The sequence below is a fragment of the Pseudomonas sp. A-B-19 genome, assembly GCF_019947515.1.
Classification (GTDB): domain Bacteria; phylum Pseudomonadota; class Gammaproteobacteria; order Pseudomonadales; family Pseudomonadaceae; genus Aquipseudomonas.
Window position 1 is genome coordinate 137,772 of record NZ_JAGYGN010000002.1, and the last position, 25,084, is coordinate 162,855.

Consider the following 25,084-nt stretch of genomic DNA (forward strand, 5'->3'; position numbering starts at 1 on the left):
TGACCGGTCTTTATGCCTAACCTGCGCTCCATTTTCGCCATCGCCCTTTTGGGCTTGAGTCTCTCTGTCGGCACCCTTGGTTTATCGCAAGCGGCGCAAGCGGCCGAACCACCCTCCAGCGAAGCCGTGCAGGCGAGCCTGGACAAGATCGCCGACCGCAAATTGCCGGAAGCCGATCAGAAGGCCCTGCAAACCGTCCTGCAAAACACGCTGAGCCAGCTCAACAACAAGCGTGACTACGAGCAGAAACTGACTGCGCTCAAACAGCAATTGAATAATGCGCCCAAACAGACTGCCGAGAACCAGCGTGAACTGACCCGCCTCAAGGCCAGTACCGTGGTGCCGGTGGCGCAGCGTTACGCCAAAGAACCGATCCAGCAGCTGGAGCAATTGCTCACCGAGCGCTCCACCCAGCAAGGCGAGCTGCAAAAAGCCCTGGCCGACGCCAACAGCCTGATCATCACTGCCCAGACCCGCCCCGAGCGCGCCCAGGCGGAGATATCCAGCAGCCAGACGCGCATTCAGCAGATCAACACCATCCTCAAGAACGGCAAGGACGGCGGCAAGGCCTTGAGCGCCGAGCAACGCGACCAGCTCAATGCCGAGCTGGCTGCGCTGAACGCCCTGATCCCGTTACGGCGCCAGGAACTGGCCGGCAATACCCAATTGCAAGACCTCGGCAACAGCCAGCATGACCTGTTGTCGGAGCGCTCCGAGCGCCTGGATCGGGAAATCCAGGAACTGCAAACCCTGATCAACCAGAAGCGTCTGGCGCTGTCCCAGGAAACGGTCACCCAGCAATCCATCGAAGCGCAGAAGGCTGGCGGCAGCAGCCTGCTGGCCACCGAAAGCGCGACCAACCTGAAGCTTTCGGACTATCTGCTCAAAAGCACCGACCGCCTCAACGAAGTCACCCAGCAAAACCTGCAGACCAAGCAACAGCTGGACAGCCTGACCCAGACCGATGCAGCCCTGGACGAGCAAATCAACGTGCTCAAAGGCAGCCTGCTGCTCTCGAAGATTCTCTACAAACAGAAACAAGCGCTACCGCGCCTGCGGCTCGACCGCAACCTGGCCGACCAGATCGCCGACATTCGCCTGTACCAGTTCGAAGTCAGCCAGCAACGGGAATTGCTGAGCAATCCGACCACCTACGTCGAAAACCTGCTGTCGACCCAGCCGCCCGAGCAAGTCACGCCGCAACTGCGCAAAAGCCTGATGGAACTGGCCACCACCCGCACCGACCTGCTGGAACGCCTCAACCGCGAACTGAGCGCGGTGCTCAATGAATCCATCACCCTGCAACTGAACCAGAAGCAACTGCTCAGCACGGCGCAAAGCCTGCGGGCGACGCTCGATGAGCAAATGTTCTGGATTCCCAGCAACAAGCCGCTGGAACTGGAGTGGATCCGCAGTGTGCCGGATCGCCTCCAGCGTCAACTCGACTCACTACCGGTACTTTCAAGCCTGAGCGAATTGACCGACGGCCTGACCCAGCGCCCGCTGCTGTTCCTGCCCCTGGCACTGCTGATCGGTGCGCTGCTGTGGCGCCGCAAGAATCTGTACGCGCGACTGAACAAGGTTCACCAGGACATCGGTCACTTCAAACGCGATAGCCAGTGGCACACGCCGCAGGCGATTCTGATCAATATTCTGCTGGCGATGCCGGTTTCCCTGGGCCTGGCCTTGTGCGGGCTGGCCCTGCGAATCGACGCCCGTGGGCAGAACGCCAATATGGGCGCGGCGCTGCTGCAAATGGCCGGGGCCTGGCTGGTGTTCTACACCGCCTACCGGATCCTCGCGCCGGGCGGTGTGGCGGAACTGCATTTCCGTTGGGAAAAGCCCCAGGTGGAATTCCTGCGCAGCTGGGTCCGCCGCCTCGGCATCGTGGTGATGGCACTGGTGACCGTCGTTGCCGTTGCCGAGCTGCAACCGGCGGCGCTGGCCGATGACGTGATCGGCATGCCGGTGGTCCTCACCTGCTACGCCTTGATGACCTTGCTGCTCAGTCGCTTGCTCATCAGCAGCCCGACCCATGAGAACGCCTCGCTGTTCCGCAAGCTCGTAGGGATCCTGTTCACCGCCCTGCCCGTCGCGCTGTTCGTGGCGGTGTGCTTCGGCTACTACTACACCGCACTGAAGCTCAGCGACCGCCTGATCAACACCCTGTACCTGCTGATGTTCTGGCTGGTGATCGAAGCCACCTTCGTCCGAGGTCTCAGCGTAGCGGCGCGTCGCCTGGCCTATCAGCGCGCCCTGGCCAAACGTAACGCGGCGAAAGAGACCGCCGACGGCGAAGCCATCATCGAAGAGCCGACGATGGACATCGAGAAGGTCAACGAACAATCCCTGCGCCTGATCCGCCTGGCATTGCTCGGCGGCTTCATGGCGGCACTGTATTGGGTCTGGGCCGACCTGATCACGGTGTTCTCGTACCTGGACAACATCACCCTCTACGAATACACCAGCGGTACCGGCGCCAACATGAGCATGGTGCCGATCAGCATCGGCGACATGCTCGGCGCGCTGATCATCATCGGTATCACCTTCGCCCTGGCGCGCAACCTGCCGGGCTTGCTCGAAGTGTTCGTGCTGTCGAAACTCAACCTGGCCCAGGGCAGCGCCTACGCGACCACCACATTGCTCTCGTACGTGATCGCCGGCGTCGGTTTCGTCTCGACGCTGTCGACCCTCGGCGTGAGCTGGGACAAGCTGCAATGGCTGGTGGCGGCACTGTCGGTCGGCCTCGGTTTCGGCATGCAGGAGATCTTCGCCAACTTCATTTCCGGCATCATGATCCTGTTCGAACGCCCGGTGCGGATCGGTGACACCATCACCATCGGCAACCTCTCGGGCACCGTGAGCAAGATTCGCATCCGTGCCACGACCATCACCGACTTCGACCGCAAGGACATCATCGTCCCGAACAAGACGTTCATTACCGGGCAACTGATCAACTGGTCGCTCACTGACACCATCACCCGGGTAACCCTCAAGCTCGGCGTCGACTACGGCTCGGACCTGGACCTGGTGAAAGAGCTGCTGCTCAAGGCCGCACGCGATAACCCGCGCGTCCTGAAAGACCCTGAACCCCACGTGTACTTCCTGAACTTCGGCGAAAGTACCCTCGACCACGAGTTGCGCATGCACGTGCGCGACCTTGGCGACCGCAACCCGGTACTCGATGAGGTCAACCGCTTCATCAACCGCGAGTTCAAGAAGCAGCACATCAACATCTCGTTCCGGCAGATGGAGGTTTACCTCAAGAACCTGCAAGGCCAGGAATACAAGATGGTGCCAATCGAACCGGAAGCGAAGACCACCGTGCCGTTGGTCGACGGCAAGCCACCGAAAGAGCCGCCCGCCGCCGAACTCGACTAACCAGCCATTCCCCAGCAGAATGCTCGGACATTCTGCTGGAGCCGGCCCTTGAAAGCCCTCGACGAACTCACTTTCGATAATCGCTTCGACCGCCTGGGCGATGCGTTTTCTGCCCATGTGCTGCCCGAGCCCATCGATAATCCGCGCCTGGTGGTGGCCAGCCCCGCCGCCATGGCGCTGCTGGACCTCGACCCGGCCGTGGCCGAAACCCCGGAGTTCGCCGAACTGTTCAGCGGCCACAAGCTCTGGGCCGACGCGATTCCCAGGGCGATGGTCTATTCCGGGCATCAGTTCGGCTCCTACAACCCGCAACTGGGCGACGGTCGCGGCCTGTTGCTTGGCGAGGTGTACAACGAGGCCGGCGAACACTGGGACCTGCACCTCAAGGGCGCCGGCCAGACGCCGTTTTCACGCATGGGCGATGGCCGGGCGGTGCTGCGTTCGTCGATCCGCGAATTCCTCGCTTCCGAAGCGCTGCACGCGTTGAATATCCCGACCACCCGCGCCCTTTGCGTGATCGGCTCCGACACCCCGGTGTGGCGCGAAAAGCAGGAGCGCGCGGCCATGATCCTGCGTCTGTCGCCAAGCCACGTGCGCTTCGGCCACTTCGAATATTTCTACTACACCAAACGTCCCGAGCAGCAGAAAGTGCTGGGTGATCACGTGCTGGCCATGCACTTCCCGCAGTGCCTTGAGCAGCCGGAGCCGTACCTGGCGATGTTCCGTGAAATCGTCGAGCGCAACGCCGAACTGATCGCCAAGTGGCAGGCCTATGGCTTCTGCCACGGGGTGATGAACACCGACAACATGTCGATCCTGGGGATTACTTTCGACTTCGGCCCGTTCGCCTTCCTCGATGACTTCGACGCCAACTTCATCTGCAATCACTCCGACGACCAGGGCCGTTACTCATTCAGCAACCAGGTGCCGATTGGCCAGTGGAACCTCAGCGCGCTGGCCCAGGCCCTGACGCCGTTCATCAGCGTCGAAGCCCTGCGCGAAACCCTCGGCCTGTACCTGCCGCTGTTCCAGGCCCACTACCTGGACCTGATGCGCCGCCGCCTCGGCCTGACCACTGCCGAAGACGACGACCAGAAGTTGCTGGAGGGCCTGCTGCAACTGATGCAAAACAGCGGCGTCGACTACAGCCTGTTTTTCCGTCGCCTGGGTGATGAAGCACCGCAGCAGGCCATCACCCGCTTGCGTGATGACTTCGTCGACCTCAAGGGCTTCGATGCCTGGGGCGAGCTCTACGTCGCCCGGGTAGCCCGTGAAGGCACCCTTGATCAACAGCAGCGCCGCCAGCGGATGCACGCGATCAACCCGCTGTACATCCTGCGCAACTACCTGGCGCAAAAGGCCATCGATGCGGCAGAGAGCGGCGACTACTCGGAAGTCCGCCGACTGCACGCGGTGCTGAGCAATCCGTTCGTGGAACAACCGGGGATGGAAAGTTATGCCGAGAGGCCGCCGGAATGGGGCAAGCATCTGGAAATCAGTTGTTCGTCGTGAGGCACTGCACGATTGAAAATCTGGAGTCATGTCTCCAGATAAGGATCATTCGCTTTCGACTGGACGATTTGTCATGACCGACCCACTCCTCATCCCCTGCCCTCACTGCAGCGGCCTCAACCGCATTCCTGCCGAGCGCCTCAACGACCACCCGAAATGCGGTCGCTGCAAGGCCGAAGTCCTGCTGAACAAACCGTTTGAATTGAAGCAAGGTGACTACGCCAGCCAGATCAAGGGCGATCTGCCGCTGTTGGTGGATGTGTGGGCGGACTGGTGCGGGCCGTGCAAGTCGTTTGCGCCGGTGTTCGAGCAGGCGGCGGGGCAACTGGCGGGCAAGTGCCGGCTGGCCAAACTGGACAGCGAGGCGAACCAGCAGTTGTCGGCGCAGTTGGGGATTCGCTCGATTCCGAGCCTGATCCTGTTCAAGAACGGCCGGGAAGTCGCCCGGCAGAGCGGGGCTTTCCCGTTACCGCAACTGATGAGCTGGTTGCGTAGCCAGGGGATCTGAAACAACACAGCCCCCTTGTGGGAGCGAGCTTGCTCGCGATGGCGGAGTGTCAGTCAACAGAGATGTTGAATGTGACGGCCTCATCGCGAGCAAGCTCGCTCCCACAGTGGTTCTATGCAGTCAGTTAGAGTCAGGCGTTTTCCAGCAGGTTGTGCAACTCGACAAACTGCTGGGTCAGCTTGTGCCGTGGATCGAGATGGATCAGCGGCGTATTGGCCTGGTGGGATTCGCGCATGCGTACCGAGCTGGCCAGGTACACCGGCAACACCGGCAGGCCTTCGGCGATCAGTTCGTCGAGGATTTGCTGGGGCAGGCTGGCGCGGGCCTGGAACTGGTTGACGACGATGCCTTCGACCTCCAGGCCTTCGTTATGGTCGTCCTTCAACTCTTCGATTTCAGCCATCAGGCCGTACAGCGCCTGGCGCGAAAAACTGTCGCAATCGAAGGGGATCAGCACACGATCGGCGGCAATCAACGCTGAAACCGCATAGAAATTCAGCGCTGGCGGAGTATCCAGGTAAATCCGGTCGTAGTCCTCGCTCAGCTCTTCAAGCAACTTACGCAGCTTGTTGATCTTGTGCTTGGCCTCAAGCTTGGGCTGCAAGTCCGCCAGCTCGGCGGTGGCGGTAATGACATGGAGGTTATCGAACGGGGTTTCGTAGATGTCGACCTGATTCTTTTTGGAGAACGGTCCGGAAGACAGCGTCTGCTTGAAGAAATCGGCGATGCCCATCGGGATGTCGTTACCGGTGAGCCCCGTCAGGTACTGAGTGGAGTTGGCCTGGGCGTCGAGATCCACCAACAAGGTGCGAAAACCCTCGCTGGCACTGACCGCCGCCAGATTGCAGGCAATGCTGGATTTGCCAACGCCACCTTTCTGATTGAACACCACGCGCCGCATGTCAAAACCTCCGTGTACCAAAGAATGACCGAGTGTAGTGGTCCACGGCGTTGCTTCGCTACCTTGCCGGCACAGGGACTACACAGTCAGTTGCCTTCTCCTGCTTGAAAAGCCTTGAGCGGCCCGGTGATTCGACACCAGAGCCGACAGACGGAGTAAAAAAATTGTGAATAATTACCGATCGTTCAATTTTTGCGAGCCAGCCGCTTCATCTTGCTGAGCAAAATGTAACCAGCATTTGCTACACGTTCCCGGCACCGGGATAATGCGCGCCACTCGGCGCCAAACGCCACGCAGGGTAAGTCCCGGCTCTCGGCCACTCCCCCGCGTCAAGTAAGCCCGTGAGGGTGGGATGAATGTCTGTGATCAACTTCAACATCGCCCAATGGCGCGCCTGGGCCCCGGGGCTTGATAGCGTGCATGACTGGCAGGCCTGGTGCCGACAACCGTTCGTGCTGCCGGACAGCGATGCCGTTCCCGACGTTTCGTTTCTGCCGGCCATGCAGCGTCGGCGTCTGAGCCGCCTGGCACGGATGGCCTTCAGTGTCGGCTGGCCATTGGCCGAAGGTCGACAGGATCTGCCATTGGTCTTTGTTTCCCGTCACGGCGAAACGCCCCGCACGATCGAGATTCTCAGCGATCTGGCCACCGATCAACCGCTGTCGCCAACCCGATTCAGCTTGTCGGTGCATAACGCGATCATTGGCTTGTGGTCGATCATGCGCAGTGAAACCAACGAAATGACCGCCCTGGCCGCCGCAGGCGATGGCCTGGAACACGGCATGCTGGAAGCTGCCGCGCTGCTGGCTGAGGGCGCTGACGCGGTACTGCTGGTGGTCACCGAAGAGCGGCCGCCCCAGGCTTACTCGACCTGGATCGACGACGTGCCGTTCCCTTATGCCGTCGGCCTGCTGATCACACCCGGTACCGACTGGCGGTTGTCCCTGAACAGCCCCTCGGATGCGTTGTCCAAATCCCGCTGGCCCCACGCGCTGAATCTGTTGCGTATGCTGCTCGGCCAGCAAACCACCTGCCAACATGCCTGGAAAAATCGTGTATGGACCTGGCAACGCAACCTGTGACCGAGAAAAACCGCGACGCCTATTACTGGCGCTTGCTGGCCACCGCCGCGAGCTTTTCCCTGTTCGGGCTGGGCGGGCTGTGCCTGCGCCTGGTGATTTTCCCTGTGCTGAACTGCCTGCCGGGCGACGCCCGGACCCATCGGTTGCGGGCCCGGCAAACGGTCAGCCGCTGTTTCTGGATTTTCGTGCGTTTCATGGCCCGCACCGGCGTACTGACCTACAGCATTGAAGGCGCGGAAAAACTCGGTCGTCCCGGGCAAATGATCGTTGCCAATCACCCATCACTGATCGACGTGGTGTTTCTGATCGGCCTGGTGCGTCACGCCAACTGCGTGGTCAAGCAAAGCCTCTGGGAAAACCCCTTCACCCGCGGACCGCTGCGCTGCACCGAATACATCAGCAACGACGGCAGCATGGACATGCTCGACGCGGCTGCCGACGCACTGAAAGACGGCCAGACCCTGATCATTTTCCCCGAAGGGACACGCACCCGGCCCGGCCAGGCGCCGGCCTTTCATCGGGGCGGCGCGGCAATCGCCCTGCGGGGTGCGAAAATCCTCACCCCGGTCATTATCAAGGTCAACCCGACCACATTGACCAAGGCCGAGCCCTGGTATCGCATCCCCAAGCGGCGCGTGCACTTCAGTTTCCGGGTCGGGGCCGATATAGATCCACAGACTTTCGCCACGCAGGGGCCGGCTCCGCAAGCCTCGCGCAAGCTCAACGATTATCTACATTCTTACTTTATTAAGGAGCTCGCCGAAGATGAGCGATCTGCACCGTGATATCAAAATGCTTATTATCGACGCCCTTGGCCTGGAAGACATCAGCGCCGAAGACATCGGCAACGAGCAGACGCTGTTCGGCGAAGGCCTGGGCCTGGACTCGGTGGATGCCCTGGAGCTGGGCCTGGCCATCCAGAAAAAATACGGCATCAAGATCGACGCCGATGCCAAGGACACACGCAATCACTTCAGTAACGTGGCGAGCCTTGCGGCGTTCGTCACCGCAAAACAGGCAGCTTGAGACCGGACCATGCAAACTCGTGACGACATTTTCAACACCCTGCGCGATGCCTTGGTCGAGCTTTTCGAGCTGGACCCTGAGCGTGTGAGCCTGGATTCCAACCTGTATCAGGACCTGGAAATCGACAGCATCGACGCGGTCGACCTGATCGATCACATCAAACGTCAGACCGGCAAGAAAATCGCCGCCGAAGAATTCAAATCGGTGCGTACCGTCGGTGACGTGGTCGAGGCGGTCTACCGTCTGGTTCAACCGGCCGCATGAATCGACTGATTGGCCTCGGCCTGCTGCTGGCAGGCCTTTTGTATCCCTTCGCGGTGTATTTCGGCATGGAGCATTTCGCCCCGTGGCAGTTCGGGCTGCTACTGGGCGGACTGTGGCTGGCCCGGGCGCTGACCGGCCAACGACGGCCTGGCAGCCTGTGGATGGCCGCCGTGGCCATTGCGTTCTGCCTGTTGTTGGCACTGTTCGACAGCCCGGCGCTGTTGCGCTGGTATCCGGTGCTGATCAGCGCCTTCATGCTGGTGCTGTTCGGATCGAGCCTGACATTCGGCCCACCGATCGTTGAACGCCTGGCCCGGGTACGCGAGCCGCAATTGCCAGCCGAGGGCATTCGCTATACCCGTCAGGTCACCATCGCCTGGAGCGTTTTTTTTCTTTGCAACGGTGTGTGCGCCGCCGCCCTGACCCTCTGGGCGCCGCTGAGCTGGTGGACCCTGTACACCGGCCTGATTTCCTACGGATTGATAGGCCTGATGTTTGCCCTTGAATGGCTCATACGACAAAGGGTACGAGGCCGCCCATGAATTGGATAAAACTTGAGCACCTGCTGCTCAAGGCTCAGCTGGAGCGCGCCGTAACGACCGCTCCGGCGCTGAATCACGCCCAACTGTGCGAACAGGCGCTGCGCCTGGCCGCCGGCCTGCAAGCCGGGGGTGTACGGCAGATGGCCGTGCACCTCGAGGACGCCGCCGATCTGGCGATCGCGTTGCTTGGCGCCTGGCGTGCCGGGGTCAGTGTGTTGCTGCCGTCCGACCTGCAACCGCAGACTCGCCAACGTTGGTCGGATGACGTCGATCTGTGGCTGACCGATCAGCCCGGCGATGCACACCTTGGCGATTTCCAACAGCCGCCGCTCAGTGCCGCCGCGCTGGATTTCGATCAATGCCAGCTCAGCCTGTGCACGTCGGGCTCCAGTGGCGAGCCCAAGCGCATCGAAAAAAACCTGCGCCAACTGGCCAATGAAGTCCAGGCCCTTGAACAGCTGTGGGGCCCCGACCTGGGCCCGGCGTGCATCATCGGCAGCGTCGCCACCCAGCACATCTACGGTCTGCTGTTTCGGGTGCTGTGGCCGCTGTGCGCCGGGCGGTCGTTCGTGCGTCGACAGCTGGCCTTTCCAGAAGACCTGCAACGCGCCAGCCGCGAATGCCCGGCCTTCGCCTGGGTGGCCAGCCCGGCGCTGCTCAAACGCATGGGCGACAACCTCGACTGGCCTGCCTTGAGCTCAGTGCGCCGGGTGTTTTCCTCCGGCGGCGCATTGCCGGTCGAGGCCGCACGGAGCCTGCATGAGCGTCTGGGGCAATGGCCAACGGAAATCTTCGGCAGCTCGGAAACCGGCGGCATCGCCTGGCGTCAGGGCGCTGAACTCTGGCGACCCTTTGCCGAAGTCACGCTGACTCAAGACAGTGAGGGTGCACTGCTGATCGCTTCGCCCTATTTACCAAGTGGCCATGTCGAACACACTGCCGATTCGGCGCGCATCGCCGTCGATGGGCGCTTCGAGTTGCTCGGGCGACTGGACCGGATCGTCAAACTGGAAGAAAAACGCATCTCGCTGCCGATGCTGGAACAGGCACTGATGGCCCATGAGTGGGTCGCCGAAGCGCGGCTCGGCGTCGTTCAGGAAAACCGCGCCTCCCTGGGGGCATTGCTGGTGCTGAGCGAGGCCGGCTTGCATGTGCTGCGCAATCAGGGCCGACGCAACCTCACCGAGCAATTGCGCCAACACCTGAGCCAACACTGCGAAGCCCTGGCCCTGCCAAGACGCTGGCGCCTGCTGCGCCAACTGCCGTTGAACACTCAGGGCAAACTGCCCCAGGCCGACGTCGATGCCCTGCTGCTGGCGCCGCGCCCCAAAGCCCCGCAGGTTCTGGAGCAAGTCGAAAGCAATGGCGAATGGAGCCTGCAATTGGCCGTGCCACCCGACCTGGCCTATTTCAGCGGTCATTTCCCCACGGCGCCGGTATTGCCTGGCGTGGTGCAGGTGGACTGGGCGCTGAGCCTGGGCCAGCAACTGATGAACCTGCCGAAAAAATTCGCCGGCATGGAAGTCCTGAAGTTCCAGCAGCTGGTGCGCCCGGGCGATGAGATCCAGCTGCACCTGCGCTTCGACCCGGTGCGCGGCAAACTGTATTTCGCCTATCGCAACGAAACCGCCACCTGCTCCAGCGGGCGGATCTTGCTGGAGGCGGTGCATGTATAAGCTTTGGCAAACCGGCTTTTTGTGGCGAGGGAGCTTGCTCCCGCTGGGCTGCGAAGCGGCCCCAAAACCATTCGATGCCGATTACATGGCGAGTGCTCCGCACTCGAACGGGAGCAAGCTCCCTCGCCACAAGGGTTCTGCGGAGGTTTCAGTGCATGCATAGCCCCTGTGCCATCGTCCCGGTGTACAACCACGAAGACGCCATCACCACAGTGGTCGATGCCCTGATCGCCAGCCATCTGCCGTGCATTCTGGTGGACGATGCCAGCAGTCCGAGCTGCGCCCGGGTGCTGGATCGCCTGGCCCAGCGTGACATGGTTTACCTGATCCGCCTCGCTGAAAACCAGGGCAAGGGTGGCGCGGTCATGACCGGCTTGCGCGAAGCGTCGCGCCTGGGTTTCAGCCATGCCTTGCAGGTGGATGCCGATGGTCAGCACGATTTGCAGGACGTCCAACGCTTCATCGAACAATCACGCCGTCACCCACAAGCGGTGATTTGCGGTTATCCGCAATTTGACGCCAGCGTGCCGAAAGGCCGCTTGCATGCGCGCTACCTGACTCACGTCATGGTCTGGATCAACACCCTGTCGTTGCAGATTCGCGACTCCATGTGCGGTTTCCGGGTCTACCCGCTGCCACCGGTACTGGCGTTGATCGAGTCAGCGAAAATCGGCAAGCGCATGGACTTCGACTCGGACATTCTGGTGCGCCTGGCCTGGCGCAATCAGCCGATGTTATGGCTGCAAACCAAAGTCCATTACCCGCTGGACGGCGTTTCGCATTTTCGGATGTTCCACGACAACGTGCTGATTTCCAGCATGCACACGCGGTTGTTTTTCGGCATGTTGCTGCGCTCGCCCATGATCCTCTGGCGACGGTGGCGGGCATGAGCGCAGACAAACAACACTGGGCCGACCGCGAGGAGCGCGGCAGTTTCTGGCTGATGAAGCTCACCGCGTTCGCCGCCAAAGTGCTGGGGCGTCGGCTGTTGAGTCCGCTGCTGTATGGCATCGTTTCGTACTTTTTCCTGTTCGGCCGCAGCGCCCGACACAGTGCCTGGCAATACCAGCAACGCCTGGCCGGCTGGAGCGGGCGTAGCGAACTGCGCCCGAGCCATTGGCGGGTATTCGGCCAGTTCATGGCCTTCGCCGATTCCATGCTCGACAAACTTGACGTCTGGAACGGCAAGCTGAGCATCGATCACATCGAAATCATCGACCCGGCGCTGCTGCGTGACCAGTTGCGCGGTGCTCGCGGGCAAATGCTGGTGGGCGCACACCTGGGCAATCTGGAAGTCTGCCGCGCACTGGCGGAGATCGGCGAGAAAGTCACGATGAACGTGCTGGTGCACACCAAGCACGCCGAACAGTTCAACCGCTTGCTGGGCGAAGCCGGAGCGACCAATTTGCGCCTGATTCAGGTCAGCGAACTGGACCCCGGGATCATGCTGCAACTGAGCGAGCGCCTGGAGCGTGGCGAGTGGCTGGCGATTGCCGGCGACCGTGTGCCGCTGCACGGTGGGCGCAGCGTGACCGTGGACTTCCTCGGTCATCCGGCCAGGTTCCCCCAAGGCCCGTGGCTGCTGGCCGGTCTGCTGAGATGCCCGATCAACCTGCTGCTGTGCCTGAAAAAGCCCGACGGCGACTATCGACTGACCATTGAGCCGTTCGCTGAGGCAATCACCTGGAAGCGCAGCGACCGCGAGCAGGTCATTCATCAGTGGGCCTCCCGCTACGCCGAACGCCTGGGTCACTATTGCCTCGAAGCGCCCCAACAATGGTTCAACTTTTACCCTTTCTGGAAGACCGATGACGACGCCAACGCTTGAGCCGGTAACCTTCGGCGAACGCCCTTTGCGCATTGAAGACGTGCTGGCCCTGGCCAACCGCAAGGTGCCGACGCAGTTGCAAAGCGATCCCGCCTACCGCGAGCGCATCGCCAAGGGCGCGCGCTTTCTGGACTCGCTGCTGGACAAGGAAGGCGTGATCTACGGCGTGACCACCGGTTATGGCGATTCCTGCGTGGTCGCGGTGCCGCTGCATCACGTCGAGGCGCTGCCCCGTCATCTGTACACCTTCCACGGCTGCGGCCTGGGCAAACTGCTCGACGCCCAGGCCACCCGCGCAGTATTGGCCGCACGTTTGCAGTCGTTGTGCCATGGTGTTTCCGGGGTGCGCGTGGAGCTGCTGGAACGCCTGCAGGCGTTCCTTGAGCACGACATCCTGCCGCTGATCCCGGAAGAAGGTTCGGTGGGCGCCAGCGGTGACCTGACACCGCTTTCGTACGTGGCCGCCACGTTGTCCGGCGAACGCGAAGTGATGTTCCGTGGCGAGCGCCGGCAAGCTGCCGATGTGCACCGCGAACTCGGTTGGCAGCCACTGGTGCTGCGTCCGAAAGAAGCCCTGGCGCTGATGAACGGCACCGCGGTGATGACCGGTCTGGCCTGCCTGGCCTACGCCCGTGCCGATTACCTGCTGCATCTGGCCACCCGCATCACCGCGCTGAACGTGGTCGCCCTGCAAGGCAACCCGGAGCACTTCGACGAGCGCCTGTTCGCCGCCAAGCCACACCCGGGGCAGATGCAAGTCGCTGCGTGGTTGCGCCAGGATCTGGCCATCGACGCGCCAACCGCACCCTTGCATCGCCTGCAAGACCGCTATTCCCTGCGCTGCGCGCCCCATGTGCTGGGCGTGCTGGCCGACAGCCTGAACTGGCTGCGCTCGTTCATCGAGATCGAGCTCAACAGCGCCAACGACAACCCGATCATCGACGCCGAGGCCGAGCGCGTGCTGCACGGTGGGCACTTCTATGGCGGCCACATCGCGTTCGCCATGGACAGCCTGAAGAACCTCGTGGCCAACGTCGCCGACCTTCTGGATCGGCAGCTCGCACTGCTGGTGGACGAGCGCTACAACCACGGTTTGCCGAGCAACCTGTCCGGCGCCACGGCCGACCGCGCCATGCTCAACCACGGCTTCAAGGCGGTGCAGATCGGCACCAGTGCCTGGACCGCCGAAGCGCTGAAGAACACCATGCCGGCCAGCGTCTTCTCGCGCTCCACCGAGTGCCACAACCAGGACAAGGTGAGCATGGGCACCATCGCCGCCCGCGATGCCATCCGCGTGCTGGAGCTCACTGAACAGGTGGCGGCCGCCACCTTGTTGGCGGCCAATCAGGGCGTCTGGCTGCGCGGCCAGGCCGAAGATGCACGCCCCCTGCCACCCGCCTTGGCCGCCATGCATGAAGCCTTGGCCAAGGATTTCCCGCCGGTCATCGAAGACCGCGCGCTGGAAGGCGAATTGCGCCTGTGCCTGCAACGCATCGCCGAACAACACTGGAGGCTGCATGCGTAGCAAGGGATTTCTCTACACCGACACGGAAATCGTCGTACCGTTCTTTGACGTCGACAGCATGCACGTGGTCTGGCACGGCCATTACGTCAAGTACCTGGAAGTCGCCCGCTGTGCGCTGCTGGACAGGATCGGCCACAACTACACGGCGATGAACGAGTCAGGCTACGCGTGGCCGGTGATCGACCTGCAATTGCGCTACGTGCGCGGCGCGGTGTTCGGCCAGACGCTGAACGTGCGCGCCAACCTGGTGGAGTGGGAAAACCGTTTGAAGATCAATTACCTGATCAGCGATCTGCAAACCGGTGAACGTTTGACCCGGGCCATGTCGATACAGGTCGCCGTCGACCTCGCCAGCCGCGAGATGCAACTGGCCTCGCCGACAGTGTTCACCGACGCCGTAGAGAGGGCCCTGCGATGACTTTCTGCCCCTCCCGCTCCCCTGTAGGAGCGAGCTTGCTCGCGATGGTCGTTAACGATGACACCGGGCACCTGACAGTCCGCGGCGTCCTCAGGTTTTTCGCGAGCAAGCTCGCTCCTACAGTGTTCTGCGTGTTACTGGGCATGCCTGGACTGGCCCATGCCTTCGACCTGCAACAACTCAGCGATCAACTGGCCAGGCCCGAGGTGATCCACGGCAGTTTCACCCAGGAAAAACACCTGCGCGCCCTGCCGCAGCCGCTGGTCAGCAAGGGCACATTCGTCCTGGCAAAAAGCCACGGCTTGTTGTGGTTGCTCAAAACGCCGCTGCAACAGGACTATCGCATCACCGCCAAAGGCATTGCCCGGCGTGACGGTATTGTCTGGCAAATGCTGCCGGGCAAAAGCGCCGGTGCCGAGCAGAACCGTTTGTTCCTCGCCGTTCTGCAAGGCGACAGCAGCGGCCTGCAGAGGGATTTCGAATTGTCCCTGAGCGGCGATGCGCAGAACTGGAAGCTCACGCTGATGCCGCGCTCGATGCTGCTCAAGCAGGTGTTCAACCAGATCAACATAACCGGCGCAGAACTGGTGCACAGCATCGAACTGCTCGAAACCCAGGGTGACAGCACGTTGTTGCGCATGCAGGACAGCACCGGCACCCAACCCTTGAGCGACGCGGAGCAACATGACTTTGCCGAGTGAACGGTGGTTGCCACGGCTGTTTCTGATCCTGCTGCTGGCCGTACTGGCGCTCGCCGGCTGGCAATGGCGTGACGCCGCGCCGCTGTCGGCCAACCTGATGGAACTGGTACCCGGTACGGCGCCCGATGCCCTGGAACTGCGCGCCGAACAACGCATGCAAGAACCGCTGAACCGCGAAATGCTGGTGCTGGTCGGCCACACCGATCGCCAGCAGGCCGTCGCCATGGCGCAGACCCTCGGCGAGCAATGGCAGGCCAGCGGACTGTTCGAAAAGGTCCAGTGGACGCTGCAAGCCGACTTGCCGGCGTTGCGCACGCAGTTGCTGCAAGGTCGCCTGGCGATGCTCCAGGCGGCGGACCGACAACTGCTGATCGAGCACCCCGACACCTTTATCCAGCAACGGGTGCAGGCGTTATTCGACCCGTTCAACGGTTACAGCCTGGTGCCGAGCCAGGACGACTGGCTGGGCCTGACCGGGCGCATCCAGAACAGCCAGCCGCAACGCGGTTCGGTGCAACTGGACATCGGCAGCGGTACCCTGGTCGCCGATGCCGACGGCAAGAGCTGGGTGCTGCTGCGCGCGCGCACCACCGGCAATGCCTTCGACATGAACCTGCCGCTGCAAGTGGCCGACCTGCTCGAGCACAGTCGCGAAGAGGCTGCCGGGCACGACGTGCAACTGCTCGCCGCCAGCGGCCTGTTGTACGCAGCCAACGGGCAACAGCAGGCCGCCCGGGAGATGACCTGGGTCGGGGGCGGTGCCACCGTCGGGATTTTGTTGCTGCTGCTATTGGCCTTCCGGCGCTGGCGCGTCTTGCTGGCGTTCGTGCCGGTGCTAGTCGGCATGCTCTTCGGTGCGGTGGCCTGCGTGGCGTTGTTCGGCCATATGCACGTGATGACCCTGGTGCTGGGTTCGAGCCTGATCGGCGTTGCCATCGATTACCCGCTGCATTACCTGTCCAAGAGCTGGAGCCTCAAGCCCTGGCACAGCTGGCCTGCCCTGCGCATGACCTTGCCCGGATTGACCCTGAGCCTGATCACCAGCGGCATCGGCTATCTGGCCCTGGCCTGGACCCCCTTCCCGGCGCTGACCCAGATTGCCGTGTTCTCTGCCGCCGGTTTGCTCGGCGCCTATCTGTCCGCCGTGTGCCTGCTGCCGGCATTGCTCAAGGGCGTAGAGCTGCGCCCGGCGCAGTGGCCATTGCGTATTTGCGAGCTTTTGCTGGACTGTCGTGAAGCGCTGCTCAAACAGCTGAAAACGCCAGTCTTGCTGGCGTTGCTGATCGCCTTTTGCGTAGGCGGCCTGTTACAGCTCGACAGCAAAAACGACATCCGCCAGTGGATCAGCGCGCCGCAACAATTGACCGACGAAGCCCGGACCATTGCCCGGATTACCGGCTATCAACCCACCAGCCAGTTCTTCCTGATACGTGCCGCCAATCAGCAGCAGTTGCTCGAACGCCAGACCGCCCTGAGAGAGCGACTGGATCAATTGATTGGCCTGGAAAAGCTCCAGGGTTATCTGTCACTCAATCAACTGGTCAGCCCGCCGAACGAACAGCAACAGGTGCGCGAAGCGTTGAGCAAACTGCCTTCGTTCTGGCAGCCGATGCTCGACATCGGCATACCGGCCGAGGCGCTGCAAGCCGAGCTGACGAAGCTACAGGCACTGCCGACCGTGGACATCGACGCAGCGCTCAGCGGCCCGTTGGCAGAACCCTACCGGCCCCTGTGGCTGGGGCCGACCGATGACGGCGTGGCGGCGATGGTCAGCCTGCAAGGCATCAGCAACCCGGCCCTGCTGCGGCTCCAGGGTGAGGATTTACCCGGCGTGACACTGGTGGATCGACTGGGTGAATTGAACGACGTCTTCGCGGCCACCCAAATCAGTGCCGCAGAACTGAAACTCGCCTCCTGCGTGCTGATCGTGCTGGTGCTGTTGCTGCCCTTCGGCCTCGGCGGTGCGTTGCGCATTGTGTCCCTGCCCCTGCTGGCCGCGTTATGCAGCCTGGCCAGCCTCGGCTGGCTGGGGCAACCGTTGACCCTGTTCAGCCTGTTCGGCCTGCTGCTGGTGACGGCGATCAGCGTCGATTACGCGATCCTGATGCGCGAACAGGTCGGCGGCGCGGCCGTGAGTCTGCTGGGCACCCTGCTGGCGGCGCTGACCACCTGGCTGTCGTTCGGGCTGCTGGCGGTGTCGAGCACCCCGGCGGTGAGCAACTTCGGACTGTCGGTGAGCCTGGGCCTGATCTTCAGTTTCCTGCTCGCGCCGTGGGCCGGTCGCCAGGTGCATGAGCCCACGGCCGTGGAGCGGGCAGCGTGACGGTCGTTCTGTTCTGGGCGATGGCGCTGGCGTTGTTCGCGGTGGCGACCCGTGTCGGCCGGTATTTCGGCCTGATTCCCATCGTCAGCCAGTTGTTGCTGGCGACCCTCGGCTTGCCGCTGTTGATGTATTTCTGGATCGAGCCGCATTGGCAACTAAGCGGTACGCTGCTGGTGGCGCCGGGCTGGCTGAAGAACCTCTACAGCCTGAGCTTTGCCCTGTTGCTGGGCTACATCCTCAGCGACGTGATCGACCTGCAACTGGATCGCCAGAGCCTGAAGATCGCCCTGCCCAGCTTTTGCATTCCGTTTGCCTGCGGCCTGGCCACGGCGGTCTGGTTATTGCCGGCGCAGCCGTGGATCAGCTCGCTGGCCATCGGCCTGCTATTCGCCATCACCGCGATTCCGGTGCTGTACCTGTACCTGCGGCACATCGATTACCCACCCGCCGCCACCCGGCGACTGGTGCAAACCGCGATCCTCATCGACCTCGCCTGCTGGACCCTGTTCGGCATCGCCCAAGGCAGCCTGCACCTGAGCAGCCTGTTGCTGCCCCTGGCCGGCGCCTGCCTGCCGGTGCTGCTGCGGTTGCTCGGTTTGCGCCAGACATGGCTTTACAGCCTGTGCTTTTTCGCCCTGCTGGTCGTCGCCGAGCACTACAAGCTCAATGCGCTGATTTTCGGCATCGGTTATGTGTTGATCATGGCCGCGCTGAAAGCGCCGCTGGTGCTGCCGTTGCCGGCCGTGTGGATGAGTCGCTTGCAGACGTACATCGCCATCCCGCTGATCCTCACATTCGGCATCGTGCAGATCAACGTACACAGCGCCATCGACAGCCTCGGCTGGACGCAGTTGGCGGCCCTGCTGCTGTTGCCGATGCTGAGCAAACTGCTGGGCAACTGGCTCGGCCTCGGCTGGGCCGGGGCCTCGTTCGCTGGCGCCAGCCGCTGGCGGGAAAGTGTGCTGCTGAACATTCGTGGCTTGAGCGAAATCGTTTTTCTCAACCTGCTGCTGCAACAGCAACTCATCAGCCCGCCGCTGTACTTTGCCCTGATGCTGATGGGCCTGATCGCTACACTGCTGCCAGCCCTGACCGGCATGCACCGTATCCCCCTGAAAGCCGCTGTCCCGGCAAGGAGCCCTCATGCCAACCGTTGAAATGGAATGCCGCCAGGTCGTGATCATCGGCGCCGGTCCTTCCGGTGCCATCGCCGCCGCGCTGCTCAAGCGCAAGGGACACGATGTGCTGGTGATCGAGCGTCAGCATTTCCCACGGTTTTCCATCGGTGAGAGCCTGCTGGCCCATTGCCTGGACTTCGTCGAGGAAGCGGGCATGCTCGACGCCGTCAACGCCGCCGGATTTCAGGTGAAAACCGGTGCCGCGTTTGCCTGGGGCGAGCGCTACAGCGCCTTTGATTTCGGCGAGACGTTCAGCCACGGCAAATCGACGACCTTTCAGGTCCAGCGCGCCGATTTCGATAAGCTGCTGGCCGATCAGGCCGCGCTGCAAGGCGTGGAGATCCGCTACGGCGAAACCATCGTCAGCGTCGACAATGGCCCGGAAAAACCACAGCTTGGCGTGCGCCGCGAAAACGGTAGCGAGTACCGCATCGAAGCCGATTTCCTGCTCGATGCCAGTGGCTACGGCCGCGTGCTGCCGCGCTTGCTCGACCTTGAGGCACCGTCGAATTTCCCGGTGCGTCAGGCCGTGTTCACTCACGTCGAAGACCGAATCGACCTTGCGTCTTTCGACCGCAGCAAGATCCTCGTGACCACTCATCCGACCCAGCGCGACGTGTGGTTCTGGACCATCCCGTTCAGCAACGGGCGCTGCTCGGTCGGCGTGGTCGCCGCCGAGGAACGTTTCGCTGGCCGCAGCGGCAATCTGGACGAGTGCCTGCGCGGCTTTATCGCCGAGACGCCAGGCCTGGCCAGCGTGTTGCAAAATGCGCAGTGGGACACCGAGGCCCGGACCATCGGCGGATACTCGGCGAATGTCAAAACCCTGCACGGCCCGGGCTTCGCGCTGCTGGGCAATGCCGCGGAATTCCTCGACCCGGTGTTTTCCTCTGGCGTGACCATCGCCATGCGTTCGGCGAGCATGGCCGCCGGGGTCTTGCACCGTCAGTTGCAAGGTGAAGCCGTCGACTGGCAAACCGAGTTCGCCGAACCGCTCAAGCGCGGCGTCGACACCTTCCGTTGCTATGTCGAAGGCTGGTACGCCGGGACCTTCCAGGACGTGATTTTCCATGAAGGCAGCTCGCCGGAAATCCGCGGGATGATCAGCTCGATACTTGCCGGATATGCCTGGGATCAAAGCAACCCGTTCGTCAGCGAAGCCAGGCGCCGGTTGAAGGTGATATCGGAATTCTGTGCAAGGGCTGCGTCATGAACTATTTGAGCGACCACTACGTCGAAGAAACCCGTTTCGGGTTGTGGTTTCTGCGCAGCCAGATCTGGCAACACTATGTGCTGCGCGAGGCGATCAACGATTTGCGCGGCCTGTTCAGCGACACGCCGCCCGCCGATCCGGTACTGCTGGATGCCGGCTGCGGTCAGGGCAAGTCATTCGCGCTGCTACGTCAGGTCTTCGCGCCCGCTCGTCTGATTGGCGTCGATGCTGATCCCCACAGCCTGGACCAGAGCCGCGAAGAAGCGGCGCGCCATAGCATGGAAGTGGAGTTGCTCGGCAGTGACTGCGCCAGCCTCAACCTGCCGGACGCCAGTATCGACCTGCTGTTCTGTCACCAGACCTTCCATCATCTGGTGGAGCAGGAACAGGCTCTGGCCGAGTTCTACCGCGTGCTAAAACCCGGCGGTTATCTGCTGTTCGCCGAATCCACCGAGGCTTACATTGATACCTGGGTGATCCGCTGGTTATTCCGCCACCCGATGCATGTGCAGAAAAGCGCGGCGCAGTACCTGCAAATGATTCGCCGGCAGGGTTTCGAATTTACCGAGAAAAACCTGTCTTATCCGTACCTGTGGTGGAGTCGCGCCAAGGATTTCGGCCTGCTCGAACTGCTGGGTGTGTGCAAGCCAAAACCCTTTGGCCAACGGGAAGAAACCCTGGTCAATGTGGTGGCGCGCAAACCTTTTGAAGGAACTGTGTGATGTTGATTACCAACCGCTTGAAATACCAAACCTGTGGGAGCGAGCTTGCTCGCGATAGCGGTGGATCCGTCAACACTTATGCTGAATGTACCGCCGCCATCGCGAGCAAGCTCGCTCCCACAGGGGTAGCAGGTGCTCTGAAATTTCTGCTACTCGCCGCGGCTGTGCTGCTGAGCGCCTGCGCCGGCCGGGCGCCGCTGCCCGTGCACAATCCGGATCTGCCGCTGCCGCTGCAATTGCACGTCCAGCGCGGGCAGGCCGACGAACGCCAGGACTGGGTGCTGGTGATCCAGCGTGAAGAGGCGGGTATTCGCTGGTCGATGATGGACCTGTTGGGCATTCCCCAGGCCCGCCAGAGATTGATCGATAAAACCTGGGAGTCCGATGGTTTCCTGCCCCCCAATCCACAGGCCCGGGAGCTGTTCGCGGCGCTGCTGTTTGCGCTGACACCGCAAGATGAACTGGCGGCCAACTATCCCGGCGCCTGGCAGTACGGCAGACAACGGTCCCTGCCCGAGCGCTGGGACATCCATTACGCACAACCGCAGAATTTTGAATTGAAGTTACCGCATGGTCCGAGCTATCAAGTCACCCCCCTGAGCGGTGAATCGCCATGACGGCTTACCTCAATGCCCTCGGATTGGTCTGCGCGCTGGGCCGCGACAAGCAGGAAGTTGCCCGCAACCTGTTTGCCGGCGACTGCAGCGGCATGCGCGAACAAACCGGTTGGGTACCGCAACGCACGCTGCCGGTCGGTGCGGTCCAGGGCAAACTGGCAACCCTGCCAGCCGACCTGTCGCGCCATCACAGTCGCAACAATCAGTTGTTGATGGAAGCCACGCTGCAGATCCGCCCGGACATCGACAGCGCGATCCAGACCTACGGCCGCGACCGCATCGGTGTCGTGCTGGGCACCAGCACCTCGGGTATCGACGAGGCCAGCCAGAGCCTGGCGTATTACCTGCGTGAAAAGCAGTTCCCTGCCGAGTACGACTATCAGCAACAGGAACTCGGGGCGCCGGCGAACTTCCTCGCCGAGTGGCTGCAACTGAGCGGGCCGGCCTATGTCATTTCCACGGCTTGCACCTCCAGCGCCCGAGCCTTGATGAGCGCCCAGCGCCTGTTGGACCTGGGCATCTGCGACGCGGTGCTGTGTGGCGGTGTCGACACCTTGTGCAAGCTGACCCTCAACGGTTTCTCGGCGCTGGAAGCAGTCTCGGAACAACGCTGCAATCCGTTTTCGGTGAACCGCAATGGCATCAACATTGGCGAAGCGGCGGTGCTGTTCCTGATGACCAAACGTGCAGGCGACAGCCAACCGATTGCCCTGCTCGGCAGCGGCGCCAGCTCCGATGCGCATCACATATCCGCCCCGGAACCGACCGGGCGTGGCGCCCTGCAAGCCATGCGCAAAGCCTTGGGCCGCGCCAACCTGCAACCGGAGCAGATCGCTTATCTGAACCTGCACGGCACCGCCACCCAACACAACGACGCCATGGAGAGCCAGGCCGTGGCGACACTGTTCCCGGTCGGCGTACCCTGTTCGTCGAGCAAACCCATGACCGGCCACACCCTCGGTGCCGCCGGGGCGCTGGAAGCGGCGTTCTGCTGGTTGAGCCTGAGCCCGGACAATCACACGCACGCCCTGCCGCCACATGTCTGGGACGGGCAGCCCGACCCCGAACTGCCACCGCTGCAATGGGTGACCCCGGCCACTCGCCTGACGTCCATTGCACCCCGCTACCTGATGAGCAATTCCTTTGCCTTCGGTGGCAACAACGTCAGCCTGATTATCGGAGACGCCCCATGATTGACTGGCCGATCGCCGAATTGCTGCCCCACGCTGGCGACATGATCTTTATCGACCGGATCCTGGCGTTCGATGAAGAGCAGATTCACACGCGCCTGACCGTCAAGCCAAATGGCCTGTTCAATCTGCCCGACGGCAGCCTGCCGGCCTGGGTTGGCATAGAACTGATGGCCCAGAGCGTGGCCGCCTTCGCCGGTTGTCATGCGCGTCAACGCGGTGATGCGGTGGAGTTGGGCTTCCTGCTCGGCAGCCGAAAGTTCGAATGCAACGTCGAAAGCTTCCCGGCCGGTACCGAATTGACCATCCACGGGATTCGCTCCCTGGAAGACGATAACGGCATGGGCGTGTTCGAATGTCACATCAACGCCCCCGGCATTCACGCCAGCGCCCGTCTGAACGTGTATCGCCCACCCCGGGCCGCTCAATATCTCCATGAACCCGAAGGAGTCCAGTCATGACTGAATCCGTACTGGTCACCGGTTCCAGCCGTGGCATCGGCCGTGCCATCGCCTTGCGTCTGGCCCAGGCCGGGCACGACATCGTGTTGCATTGCCGCAGCGGCCTGGCCGACGCCGAAGCCGTCAAGGCCGAAGTCGAGGCCTTGGGCCGTCGTGCGCGCATCCTGCAGTTCGATGTGGCCGACCGCGCCCGTTGCAAGGAAATTCTCGAAGCCGACGTGGAAACCCACGGCGCCTATTACGGCGTAGTGCTCAATGCCGGCCTGACCCGCGATGGAGCCTTTCCGGCCTTGAGCGAGGAAGACTGGGATGTGGTGATGCGCACCAATCTCGACGGTTTCTACAACGTGCTGCACCCGGTGATGATGCCGATGATTCGGCGTCGCGCCGCCGGGCGGATTGTCTGCATCACCTCGGTATCCGGGCTGATCGGCAACCGTGGCCAGGTCAACTACAGCGCCTCCAAGGCCGGGTTGATCGGCGCGGCCAAGGCATTGGCGATCGAACTGGGCAAGCGCAAAATCACCGTCAACTGTGTCGCCCCCGGCCTGATCGACACAGCCATGCTCGACGAAAACGTGCCAGTGGAAGAACTGATGAAAATGATCCCCGCACAACGCATGGGCACCCCTGAAGAGGTGGCCGGCGCGGTGAATTTCCTGATGTCGGCGGAAGCCTCGTACATCACCCGGCAGGTTCTGGCCGTCAACGGAGGCCTGTGCTGATGAAGCGCGTCGTCGTCACCGGCATGGCCGGCATCACCTCACTGGGCAGCGACTGGGACACCATCGCCGGCAACTTCGCGGCCAACCGCAGCGGCATCCGCCGGATGGACGAGTGGGATCGTTTTACCGAGCTCAACACGCGCCTGGCTGGCCCCATCGATGACTTCAAGGTGCCGAGCCACTGGACCCGCAAGCAACTGCGCAGCATGGGCCGGGTATCACGGCTGGCCGTCGGCGCGTCGGAACTGGCACTGGCCGACGCCGGATTATTGGGTGACGAATCGATCAAGGACGGGCGCATGGGCGTCGCCTGCGGCTCCTCGACCGGTAGCACCGACGAGATCAAGGCCTTCGGCAACATGCTGCTCAACTCGGTGGCCGAGGGGCTGAACGCCAACTCCTACGTGCGCATGATGCCGCACACCACCGCAGCCAATATCAGCATCTTCTTCGGCCTCACCGGCCGCCTGATCCCGACGTCCAGCGCCTGCACCAGCGGCAGCCAGGGCATCGGCTATGCCTACGAGGCGATCAAGTTCGGGCGCCTGCCACTGATGCTCGCCGGCGGTGCCGAGGAACTGTGCCCGACCGAAGCCATGGTCTTCGACGCGCTCTACGCCACCAGCCTGAAAAACGACACCCCGCAACGCAGCCCGCGCCCTTACGACAGCACACGCGACGGCCTGGTGATCGGCGAAGGCGGCGGCATGCTGGTGCTCGAAGAACTGGAACACGCCCTGGCCCGCGGTGCCCACATCCATGCCGAGATCGTCGGCTTCGGCAGCAACGCCGACGGCCAGCACACCACCCGCCCGGAACAGGTCACCATGCGCCGGGCCATGGAACTGGCCCTGGAAGACGCCGGGCTGAAACCTTCGGACATCGGCTACGTCAACGGCCACGGCACCGCCACCGAACAGGGCGACATCGCCGAAACCCTGGCCACCAGCAGCCTGTTCGGCGAACACATGCCGATCAGCTCACAGAAGAGCTTCCTGGGCCACACCCTCGGCGCCTGCGGTGCGCTGGAGTCCTGGTTCAGCATTGAAATGCTCAACCGCGACCTCTACGTGCACACCTTCAACCTCGACGAAGTCGACCCCCATTGCGGTAAGTTAGACTACCTGCGCGGCGAGTTTCGGCAGATGAAAAATAACTATGTGATGAACAATAACTTTGCGTTTGGCGGGGTGAATACTTCGCTGATTTTCAAGCGCTGGTCGTAACAAGGCAATTTGAAGAGCGATGAATAACCTGTGGCGAGGGAGCTTGCTCCCGCTGGGTCGCGTAG

The 25,084-nt window shown here is 62.3% G+C and carries 24 protein-coding genes; 23 read left to right on the forward strand and 1 reads right to left on the reverse strand.

What is annotated here, in order from left to right:
* Window positions 1–12 precede the first annotated feature (12 nt).
* From mscK to trxC, 3 genes are all read left to right on the forward strand, one after another.
* Window positions 13–3,381 (forward strand): mechanosensitive channel MscK, encoded by a 3,369-nt coding sequence (gene mscK / locus KGA81_RS02770; RefSeq protein ID WP_223544477.1) that lies wholly within the window; start codon window positions 13–15, stop codon window positions 3,379–3,381.
* Between the two features lie 48 nt (window positions 3,382–3,429).
* A complete protein-coding gene (selO, locus tag KGA81_RS02775; protein ID WP_223544478.1) occupies window positions 3,430–4,893 on the forward strand; it encodes a protein adenylyltransferase SelO in 1,464 nt (487 codons plus the stop codon).
* Window positions 4,894–4,966: 73 nt separating this feature from the next.
* Entirely contained in the window at window positions 4,967–5,401 is a 435-nt protein-coding gene (gene trxC / locus KGA81_RS02780; RefSeq protein ID WP_223544479.1) for a thioredoxin TrxC, read from the forward strand.
* Window positions 5,402–5,531: 130 nt separating this feature from the next.
* On the opposite strand, the gene KGA81_RS02785 is transcribed toward trxC, so the two are convergent.
* Complete coding sequence (locus tag KGA81_RS02785; RefSeq protein WP_008016979.1) at window positions 5,532–6,302, reverse strand: ParA family protein; 771 nt, start codon at window positions 6,300–6,302, stop codon at window positions 5,532–5,534.
* 356 nt (window positions 6,303–6,658) lie between these two features.
* Here KGA81_RS02785 and KGA81_RS02790 point away from each other — a divergent pair, with 356 nt between their 5' ends.
* From KGA81_RS02790 to KGA81_RS02885, 20 genes are all read left to right on the forward strand, one after another.
* The gene (locus KGA81_RS02790; RefSeq protein WP_223544480.1) at window positions 6,659–7,384 is read left to right on the forward strand and encodes a beta-ketoacyl synthase chain length factor; all 726 of its coding nucleotides are present in this window, start codon (window positions 6,659–6,661) and stop codon (window positions 7,382–7,384) included.
* Complete coding sequence (locus KGA81_RS02795) at window positions 7,360–8,169, forward strand: lysophospholipid acyltransferase family protein (protein WP_223544481.1); 810 nt, start codon at window positions 7,360–7,362, stop codon at window positions 8,167–8,169. The genes KGA81_RS02790 and KGA81_RS02795 overlap by 25 nt, the downstream gene beginning before the upstream one ends.
* Window positions 8,150–8,410: a phosphopantetheine-binding protein gene (locus tag KGA81_RS02800; RefSeq protein WP_095943238.1), complete on the forward strand. Its 261-nt coding sequence runs from the start codon at window positions 8,150–8,152 to the stop codon at window positions 8,408–8,410. Before KGA81_RS02795 ends, KGA81_RS02800 begins: the two co-directional genes overlap by 20 nt.
* 9 nt (window positions 8,411–8,419) lie before the next feature.
* Complete coding sequence (locus tag KGA81_RS02805; RefSeq protein WP_223544482.1) at window positions 8,420–8,674, forward strand: acyl carrier protein; 255 nt, start codon at window positions 8,420–8,422, stop codon at window positions 8,672–8,674.
* Window positions 8,671–9,216, forward strand: coding sequence for a hypothetical protein (locus KGA81_RS02810; RefSeq protein ID WP_223544483.1), 546 nt, complete (start codon window positions 8,671–8,673; stop codon window positions 9,214–9,216). Before KGA81_RS02805 ends, KGA81_RS02810 begins: the two co-directional genes overlap by 4 nt.
* A complete protein-coding gene (locus KGA81_RS02815) occupies window positions 9,213–10,892 on the forward strand; it encodes an acyl-CoA synthetase family protein (RefSeq protein ID WP_223544484.1) in 1,680 nt (559 codons plus the stop codon). Before KGA81_RS02810 ends, KGA81_RS02815 begins: the two co-directional genes overlap by 4 nt.
* 155 nt (window positions 10,893–11,047) lie before the next feature.
* Window positions 11,048–11,782 (forward strand): glycosyltransferase family 2 protein, encoded by a 735-nt coding sequence (locus KGA81_RS02820; protein ID WP_223544485.1) that lies wholly within the window; start codon window positions 11,048–11,050, stop codon window positions 11,780–11,782.
* Entirely contained in the window at window positions 11,779–12,720 is a 942-nt protein-coding gene (locus KGA81_RS02825; protein WP_223544486.1) for a glycosyl transferase, read from the forward strand. Before KGA81_RS02820 ends, KGA81_RS02825 begins: the two co-directional genes overlap by 4 nt.
* The gene (gene hutH, locus KGA81_RS02830; RefSeq protein WP_223457701.1) at window positions 12,701–14,245 is read left to right on the forward strand and encodes a histidine ammonia-lyase; all 1,545 of its coding nucleotides are present in this window, start codon (window positions 12,701–12,703) and stop codon (window positions 14,243–14,245) included. Before KGA81_RS02825 ends, hutH begins: the two co-directional genes overlap by 20 nt.
* A complete protein-coding gene (locus KGA81_RS02835) occupies window positions 14,238–14,663 on the forward strand; it encodes an acyl-CoA thioesterase (RefSeq protein WP_223544487.1) in 426 nt (141 codons plus the stop codon). Before hutH ends, KGA81_RS02835 begins: the two co-directional genes overlap by 8 nt.
* Window positions 14,660–15,364, forward strand: a complete 705-nt coding sequence (locus tag KGA81_RS02840) for an outer membrane lipoprotein carrier protein LolA (protein WP_223544488.1) — start codon at window positions 14,660–14,662, stop codon at window positions 15,362–15,364. The genes KGA81_RS02835 and KGA81_RS02840 overlap by 4 nt, the downstream gene beginning before the upstream one ends.
* On the forward strand, window positions 15,348–17,687 hold the full coding sequence (locus tag KGA81_RS02845) for an MMPL family transporter (RefSeq protein ID WP_223544489.1): 2,340 nt from the start codon (window positions 15,348–15,350) through the stop codon (window positions 17,685–17,687). The genes KGA81_RS02840 and KGA81_RS02845 overlap by 17 nt, the downstream gene beginning before the upstream one ends.
* A complete protein-coding gene (locus KGA81_RS02850) occupies window positions 17,684–18,844 on the forward strand; it encodes a sodium:proton antiporter (RefSeq protein ID WP_223544490.1) in 1,161 nt (386 codons plus the stop codon). Before KGA81_RS02845 ends, KGA81_RS02850 begins: the two co-directional genes overlap by 4 nt.
* Entirely contained in the window at window positions 18,831–20,078 is a 1,248-nt protein-coding gene (locus KGA81_RS02855) for an NAD(P)/FAD-dependent oxidoreductase (protein ID WP_223544491.1), read from the forward strand. The genes KGA81_RS02850 and KGA81_RS02855 overlap by 14 nt, the downstream gene beginning before the upstream one ends.
* Entirely contained in the window at window positions 20,075–20,800 is a 726-nt protein-coding gene (locus tag KGA81_RS02860) for a class I SAM-dependent methyltransferase (RefSeq protein WP_223544492.1), read from the forward strand. Before KGA81_RS02855 ends, KGA81_RS02860 begins: the two co-directional genes overlap by 4 nt.
* Window positions 20,800–21,417 carry a hypothetical protein gene (locus KGA81_RS02865; RefSeq protein WP_223544493.1) on the forward strand — a complete coding sequence of 206 codons (618 nt, stop codon included), beginning with the start codon at window positions 20,800–20,802 and terminating at the stop codon, window positions 21,415–21,417. Before KGA81_RS02860 ends, KGA81_RS02865 begins: the two co-directional genes overlap by 1 nt.
* Window positions 21,414–22,610, forward strand: coding sequence for a beta-ketoacyl-[acyl-carrier-protein] synthase family protein (locus KGA81_RS02870; protein WP_223544494.1), 1,197 nt, complete (start codon window positions 21,414–21,416; stop codon window positions 22,608–22,610). The genes KGA81_RS02865 and KGA81_RS02870 overlap by 4 nt, the downstream gene beginning before the upstream one ends.
* Window positions 22,607–23,068, forward strand: coding sequence for a hotdog family protein (locus KGA81_RS02875; protein ID WP_223544495.1), 462 nt, complete (start codon window positions 22,607–22,609; stop codon window positions 23,066–23,068). Before KGA81_RS02870 ends, KGA81_RS02875 begins: the two co-directional genes overlap by 4 nt.
* Window positions 23,065–23,793 carry a 3-oxoacyl-ACP reductase FabG gene (gene fabG, locus KGA81_RS02880; protein ID WP_102671137.1) on the forward strand — a complete coding sequence of 243 codons (729 nt, stop codon included), beginning with the start codon at window positions 23,065–23,067 and terminating at the stop codon, window positions 23,791–23,793. The genes KGA81_RS02875 and fabG overlap by 4 nt, the downstream gene beginning before the upstream one ends.
* Window positions 23,793–25,019, forward strand: a complete 1,227-nt coding sequence (locus tag KGA81_RS02885) for a beta-ketoacyl-ACP synthase (protein WP_223544496.1) — start codon at window positions 23,793–23,795, stop codon at window positions 25,017–25,019. The genes fabG and KGA81_RS02885 overlap by 1 nt, the downstream gene beginning before the upstream one ends.
* Window positions 25,020–25,084 lie beyond the last annotated feature (65 nt).